This window comes from Microbacterium sp. NPDC087665 (assembly GCF_044743285.1).
In the GTDB taxonomy this organism is placed as follows: domain Bacteria; phylum Actinomycetota; class Actinomycetes; order Actinomycetales; family Microbacteriaceae; genus Microbacterium.
The window spans coordinates 1-6,307 of sequence record NZ_JBIUWD010000013.1 but is presented as its reverse complement, the minus strand read 5'-3'; the positions used below and the strand labels follow the sequence as shown (position 1 = coordinate 6,307).

Annotated in this window: 12 protein-coding genes; all 12 read left to right on the top strand. The window is 63.6% G+C overall.

What is annotated here, in order from left to right:
• Nucleotides 1-18 precede the first annotated feature (18 nt).
• Nucleotides 19-639, top strand: a complete 621-nt coding sequence (locus ACIOSY_RS17835; protein WP_400855555.1) for a DNA/RNA non-specific endonuclease — start codon at nucleotides 19-21, stop codon at nucleotides 637-639.
• Between the two features lie 20 nt (nucleotides 640-659).
• Nucleotides 660-1,040 (top strand): hypothetical protein, encoded by a 381-nt coding sequence (locus tag ACIOSY_RS17830; protein ID WP_400855554.1) that lies wholly within the window; start codon nucleotides 660-662, stop codon nucleotides 1,038-1,040.
• A 48-nt stretch (nucleotides 1,041-1,088) separates the two neighbouring features.
• The gene (locus ACIOSY_RS17825; protein ID WP_400855553.1) at nucleotides 1,089-1,478 is read left to right on the top strand and encodes a hypothetical protein; all 390 of its coding nucleotides are present in this window, start codon (nucleotides 1,089-1,091) and stop codon (nucleotides 1,476-1,478) included.
• 122 nt (nucleotides 1,479-1,600) lie between these two features.
• Nucleotides 1,601-1,894 (top strand): WXG100 family type VII secretion target, encoded by a 294-nt coding sequence (locus ACIOSY_RS17820; RefSeq protein ID WP_400850331.1) that lies wholly within the window; start codon nucleotides 1,601-1,603, stop codon nucleotides 1,892-1,894.
• A 191-nt stretch (nucleotides 1,895-2,085) separates the two neighbouring features.
• Nucleotides 2,086-2,379 (top strand): WXG100 family type VII secretion target, encoded by a 294-nt coding sequence (locus ACIOSY_RS17815; RefSeq protein ID WP_400850331.1) that lies wholly within the window; start codon nucleotides 2,086-2,088, stop codon nucleotides 2,377-2,379.
• 124 nt (nucleotides 2,380-2,503) lie between these two features.
• A complete protein-coding gene (locus tag ACIOSY_RS17810; RefSeq protein WP_400855552.1) occupies nucleotides 2,504-2,728 on the top strand; it encodes a hypothetical protein in 225 nt (74 codons plus the stop codon).
• Entirely contained in the window at nucleotides 2,725-4,425 is a 1,701-nt protein-coding gene (locus ACIOSY_RS17805; RefSeq protein ID WP_400855551.1) for a hypothetical protein, read from the top strand. Before ACIOSY_RS17810 ends, ACIOSY_RS17805 begins: the two co-directional genes overlap by 4 nt.
• Nucleotides 4,426-4,539: 114 nt before the next feature.
• Nucleotides 4,540-4,728 carry a hypothetical protein gene (locus ACIOSY_RS17800; protein WP_400855550.1) on the top strand — a complete coding sequence of 63 codons (189 nt, stop codon included), beginning with the start codon at nucleotides 4,540-4,542 and terminating at the stop codon, nucleotides 4,726-4,728.
• Entirely contained in the window at nucleotides 4,712-5,029 is a 318-nt protein-coding gene (locus tag ACIOSY_RS17795) for a hypothetical protein (RefSeq protein ID WP_400855549.1), read from the top strand. Before ACIOSY_RS17800 ends, ACIOSY_RS17795 begins: the two co-directional genes overlap by 17 nt.
• The gene (locus tag ACIOSY_RS17790; protein ID WP_400855548.1) at nucleotides 5,016-5,363 is read left to right on the top strand and encodes a hypothetical protein; all 348 of its coding nucleotides are present in this window, start codon (nucleotides 5,016-5,018) and stop codon (nucleotides 5,361-5,363) included. Before ACIOSY_RS17795 ends, ACIOSY_RS17790 begins: the two co-directional genes overlap by 14 nt.
• Nucleotides 5,364-5,542: 179 nt before the next feature.
• Nucleotides 5,543-5,785 (top strand): hypothetical protein, encoded by a 243-nt coding sequence (locus tag ACIOSY_RS17785; RefSeq protein ID WP_400855547.1) that lies wholly within the window; start codon nucleotides 5,543-5,545, stop codon nucleotides 5,783-5,785.
• Nucleotides 5,786-5,838: 53 nt separating this feature from the next.
• The gene (locus ACIOSY_RS17780; RefSeq protein WP_400855546.1) at nucleotides 5,839-6,129 is read left to right on the top strand and encodes a hypothetical protein; all 291 of its coding nucleotides are present in this window, start codon (nucleotides 5,839-5,841) and stop codon (nucleotides 6,127-6,129) included.
• The last annotated feature ends 178 nt before the right edge of the window (nucleotides 6,130-6,307 follow it).

Genomic DNA, 6,307 nt, shown 5'->3' with positions numbered 1-6,307 from the left:
TATCGGAGGAGACTGACCATGAGTTTGAAACCGGTTGTCCGATCAATGAAGGACTCGCTCGACGGGATGCCGATCCACATTCGGCAACTCGCCGACCTCTTTCGCGCGCACGGACAGAAGCAGCGGCGAAACAGCGATGGTGTCGAAGACGTCGACGCATACAACCACACCGTGACGTCGCGGAACGACAACACCAAGACGACGGTTTGGGACCCGGAGACTGGTCGTCCGGTGGTTGAGCGAGGCACGATCTACGAGGATTTCGGCAGCAGTCCGCGCGGTGACAACGCGACCGAGATCGGGCGGCTCGGCGACGTGGGTGATGACGGCGGTCACCTGGGGGCTCATCGGTTCTTCGGCGACACACCTGACGAGGGAATCGTGCCGCAGGCAGCCAACCTCAACCGTGGCGCATGGAAGAAGATGGAGAACGAGTGGGCTGATTGGGTGGGGAGCGGACACCAGGTCGACTACCGTATCGACGTGGACCCGCCTGGGGCGGTACGACCGGACAACTTCAAAGTCGAATACGTTGTCTCCGATCCGGCTACAGGTGAGATCGTGTGGAACAACAAGGAGACCTTCCCCAACAGCGCGGGTGGTACGTTCGATCGCGTCTACTCTGCTGACATGAACTGAGAACGAGACGAAGGGCGACAATGTCGAGCGATGCCACTACCGGACTTATCCGCGCACTGGTCGAGAACCTGGAAAATGCTCAGGAGGACTGGGAGTCGTTCGCGATGATCGTCTCGTTCTTCGAGGGAGAGTTCAGCGGCGCCGCCGGGTATGCGTACTCGCCGGACGGATCCATCTCAGCCGTCACCGTGGACCCGTGGGCGGTCAAGCCCGCTGTAAAGGACTACACCGACAGCCACTACAAGCCGGGTGCGCCGCTGCCTGTCAAGTTCCTCGTTCAGTTCGACCGCAGCCAGGGTCGCTTTGAAGTCACCTTCGAAGACACGGATGACACACGGTGGCAAGTCACTCCTCGCACGTTCAAAACGCTTCGCGAAGAGCTGCGCCCGAAGTTCGACTGACCTCAGGGGGCAAAGTCGCCCTTGGCGATGATCTCCCGGAGGTAATGCATGTCAGACAACGTCACTGCCGATCTCATTCGCAACCTCGTCGACACGATGAGCGGCCCCAGCGTTGATGGGGACGGGTGGGCGTCGATGGCGATGATTCTTGAGTTCCCCGACGGTAAGTTCAATGAGGCGCACGGCTACCTTTACTCGCCCGATGGGACCATATCCGCAGTGGCTGCGGATCCATGGGCGGTCGCAGCGGCTGTGAAGTCCTATACGGATAGCTATTGCCAGGCTGGCGATGCCTTGCCCCTGAAGATCTTGGTCGAACTCGATCGCACGTCAGGGAAGTACAACGTCACCTTCGAGGACGCCGACGAGAGTCGCTGGAAGATGACGCCCAAGAACCGCAAGGTATTCCGCGAAGAACTGCGTCCGACGCTCGGCTGACCTCAGACCGTCGCCGGCGCATGGGTAGTGCTACCCGTTGGACGAACCGGGGTTTCCGGTTAGCCTCGTCTCAAGAGGTCGACCAGTGACCTGAAGACGATCATTTCAAGGGGGCGGTTCTCATGGCCGGACATGACTTTGGTGCAACATACAGCGAGATGGAAGGCGCGGCAGCGCGTCTGCGTGACGGGCGCAGCACCGTCACTGACACTCTGAAGGAACTCCAGGGCGTCATCGACGACCTGGTCCAGGACGGGTTCAAGACCGAGAACGCGTCCGACGCGTACTCGACCGCGTACTCCGAGCTCACGGCATCCCTCGACGACGCAGCCGAGGCCGTGAACGACATGGCGCAGGCTCTGGACCGCATGGCGGACTCGATCCGCGACAAGGACTCGGAGCTCGCGGGCGGCTGACCCCTCTCGTACTTCTCAGGGCTGCGGCCCGGTCTCACGACCGGGTCGCAGCCCTTTTGCATGTCGGGGGAAGCACTGAGGAAGGGGAGTGATGGGTACCGCTCCCCATAGGCCGCACGAGGTTTATTGGCTAACCTCATCTCAAGAGGCCGGTAAGGGCCTGAAGACGATCATTTCGGGAGGCGGTTCTCATGGCCGGACATGACTTTGGTGCAACATACAGCGAGATGGAAGGCGCGGCAGCGCGTCTCCGCGACGGGCGCAGCACCGTCACTGACACCCTGAAGGAACTCCAGGGCGTCATCGACGACCTGGTCCAGGACGGGTTCAAGACCGAGAACGCGTCCGACGCGTACTCGACCGCGTACTCCGAGCTCACGGCATCCCTCGACGACGCAGCCGAGGCCGTGAACGACATGGCACAGGCGCTCGACCGCATGGCGGACTCGATCCGCGACAAGGACTCCGAGCTCGCGGGCGGCTGACCCCTCTCGTGCTTCTCAGAGGTCGTGGTGCCGGTCGTAAGATCGACACCACGACCTCTGCCTTTGCCCGCGACGCACGGCGCGCGGAGATTAGAATCGGGAACATGAGCGGAGCACAGAGCTGATGAGTGGCGCACAGCCCTACTGGTACAACCTGACGACGCAGTCGGTCGAGCGCGCAGACGTGCGCCCCTCCGAAGACACGATCGGTCCGTTCGGCACGGCAGCAGAGGCAGAAGATTCTCCGGCCGTGCTGCTCGAGCACGCACGCGCGTGGCTCGAAAGCGAAGAGAGCGAGCCGTTCCGCGCGCTCGCGGAAGAAAGCGGCGACGACGCCGATCTGGTGTGACACGCGTCATGGGGGGAGCGCGCCGCGCGGCGGCAGCATCCGTCGCCGTGCTCGCCCTGGGGCTGGTAGCGTGCGCTCCGGCGATGCCGGAATCGGTCGTCGCGGGCACGAAGATCACCGCGGGGTGGACGGGTGAGCTCACCTCGGTGAATGCCGCCGCGTCTCCGACGCCGGGCAACATCGACATCGCCGAGACCATCCGAGGTGGATTCGGTGATGTGATCGACGGAGACTTCGTCGCCGACGAGGGCTTCGGCACCGTCACGATCGTGAGCGACGACCCGTTCACGGTGCGCTACGACCTCGCCGAACCCGCCTGGTCGGACGGCATCCCCCTCGATGCAGCCGATCTGGTGCTGGGCTGGGCCGGAGCATCCGGATACTTCGACGAAGAGGGCCAAGCCGCGGCGGATGCTGCGCCCGAAGTCTCGAAGGTCGACGAGTTCGCGCGGGCCATCGAAGTGACCTACCCCCAGCCGATCCTGGGGTGGCAGTCGGCTGTCACGGTGCCCGTCGCCGCGCACGTCGTCGGGCAGCGCGCGTTCGGTACGGACGACGCGATGGAGGCCAAGCAGGAGATCATCCGGGCGATCCAACAGGGCGACGATTCGGCGCTCGCCGACATCGAAAAGGTGTGGAACGAGGGGTTCGACCTGCCGGAGAAGGGGGAGATCCCCGCTGATCTGCTGCTCTCCAGTGGGCCGTTCCGCCTGGACAAGGTCGACGGCGAGGGAAAAGCGCAGACGGTTTCGCTGGTGCCGAATGCCGCGTATCGCGGACTCGTGAGCCCGCAGGTCGCACGCATCGATTTCGTGCCTCCCGGAGACGACCCCATCGCGGCCGTCGGAGACACGCTCGACGTCGCCCAGGTGGCGCCTCTCGCCGCCAACTGGGAACCGATCCACGAGCTCGAACGCCAGGACTTCACGATCGACACCTCGAACGACGGCACGATCTGGGCTCTGATGCTCAACCCCGTCGGTGCGTTCTCGCATCAGCCCGCGCGCATCGCCTTCATCCACGCCGCACCCTCGGCCGCACTCGTCGCCGGCGGCGCCGGCGAATGGGCGTCCGCTTACACGGGCACCACGTCGATGGTGTCGGTGCCGGGGTCGCGCGCCTACGAAATCGTCAACGAAGACTCGGGCTTCGCCGACACACTCGGCTCACCCGACGATCCTGCGGTCGAGCGCGAGACGGCGGGGGTGGCGGCCGGCGCACCGGTGTGCGTGCTCTACGACCGCGGCAGCGAGTTCGCCGCCGGAGCCTTCGCCGCCCTGCGAGACACCGCCGCAGAAGCCGGGTGGAGCGTCGTCGACTGCGGCTCTGACGACTACGCCGCAGCCCTCGAACAGGGCAGCTGGGATGCCGTGATCACCCGCGTGCCGATCCCGCAGACCCCCGCCCAGATCGCCGAGCAGTGGGGCACCTACGGCGAAGCATCCATCACCGGCGCCACCGACCCGGAACGCGACGTGCTCATCACCCAGCTCGCGCAGACCGCCGACGTGTACGAAGCCCGCGACGTTCTCGCGCAGATCGAAGCATCGATCGTGCGGTCGGCCGTCGCGCTGCCGCTCGCGGTGAACCCGCGCGTGACGATCCTCGACAAAGACGTCACCGGCATCGCGCCGCGCAACGGCGCCGCCGCTCCGCTGACCTACGGCGTCGCGCAGTGGGCGGCCGTCCCCAAATAGCGGATGCTCGGCGGGCCTGTGGTGCCCGGTCGATGTACGTAGTTTCCACATAGTTCCTCGGCTCGCCGCCGCTCGGCTCCCGGAGACCGTAGGTTCCTCTGCGGAGGTGCCGCCGTGGGACTGATGTTGCCGAACGAACTCGTGTGGGTGTTGGAGAAGCTCGGCTTCGAGTGGCCCGACATCGATGAAGACGAAGTGCGCAAGGGCTCTGTGCTCGTGCGCTCCTTCGGAACTGATCTTGAAGATGTCATTCAGGCGATCGATGCTGCGACAGGAAGTATTCTCAATGTCTTCGTCCGGTGATACTCAAACTGATCTGCTCACCGCGGCGATCACCGCCTTCGTCGGCTATGGCTCTCGGCGCACTCCGGGAACTGACGATGCCGCGGTGTTCGCGCTGGCGCCTAGTGATGGCGCCCAGCTTCTGGAGTTGGTAAAGCGGATACTGAGAGCCAGTGACACGGTCAAGCTCGGCGACGATCCATTTGAGAACGGAAGCCTCGCTGGCCCGTTCGCGTCGGAGTTCGAGAAGATCTGGCCCGGATTGAGCAGGGAAGCACTAGATGTTCTCGCCTGGCGCTGGGCGTACCTTGAGTACTTCTGATGCGGGAGATCACGCCTCATCCGAGCTCTCAGCATTGAGAGCGGTTGCCTACGATCCGAGGAACCTCAGTGAGGCTATCGTCATCTTCCTCCGCGCTCGTCCGAACAAGAACTTGGAAGAGTTCAGATCGAGGTTCGGATCGGACACGGAGGTAGCTTTCGCTGCTGTGCGGGAGATCGTGAGAGAGACCGAGCAGATCAGTATCGATTGGACGGGTAAGTCCTTGATCGACATCTGGCACGAAGTCAAAGACGTCATGCACGACCGGCATCCTGAGCTGTCTGAGGATGCGCTCGTCAAACTCGGCAACTACTTCACCTACCTCGTGCGGTGAAGCACCCACAACGGGCGTTGAACACGTATCGATCATGAGCAACGAAGCGGATGACCTGGGGGAATCGGAGCTCTTCAGCGACGCTGATCTCACCGCGGCGATTCTGGCATTCATCGGATACGGGTTGAGGCGTACTCCCGGGGCCAACGATGCCGCGGTGCTCGCTCTGAAGCCGGCGGGTGCTCGAGCCGAAGTTGGAGAAGTTGGAGAGCGGCCTCACCGTGACCTTCGCCACCTGGATGAGTGGCACGGCTGCACTACTCCCGGTGGTCGATAGTGTGATCGTCGCGAACAAGCGAGGCGCTACCGGCGTGATGGGTTTTGCGCAGTTCATGGAGCAGGCGGGCGACAGGGTCGTGCGGACCGAGCTCGCGCCCATTCGCTACTACGTTCCCGACACCCTCGAACTCAGTGGCGAATAGCTCGTCTTGTACAGGGAAGCGACCAAATGACGGATGACACTCACGACAGCATCTTGACTACAGCCATCCTCGAGTACCTCAGCAACGGGCGGTCATCCTTCCCGAGGTCCGACGTCGACGCAGTCGTCGCCTTCGCCAATCGGGCCGGTGCAGATCCGGATGCGGTCCTCGCGCACGTGCGTGCGATCACGGACGAGTGCCTGGCGATCGGGATCGACTGGACTACTCGCACCCTGGTGCAAGGCGGCGATGAGGCCCGCGGGGTGATGGCGGCGAGGCATCCGGAACTGTCCGACGAAGCGCTCGATGCCCTGCGATGGATGTTCACCTACAACTGGCGGTGAACCGCTCGGCGCGAAACGGGTAGTTCTCCCCGTCGCGGGTATGCGCCCTCGGCGCATAGAGTCTTCTCTGGGAGGGTACGCCGTGGGGATGATGTTGCCGAACGAGCTGATCTGGGTGATGGAGAAGCTCGGTTTTGATTGGCCGGATATCGATGAGGATGAGCTTCGTCGTGGTTCG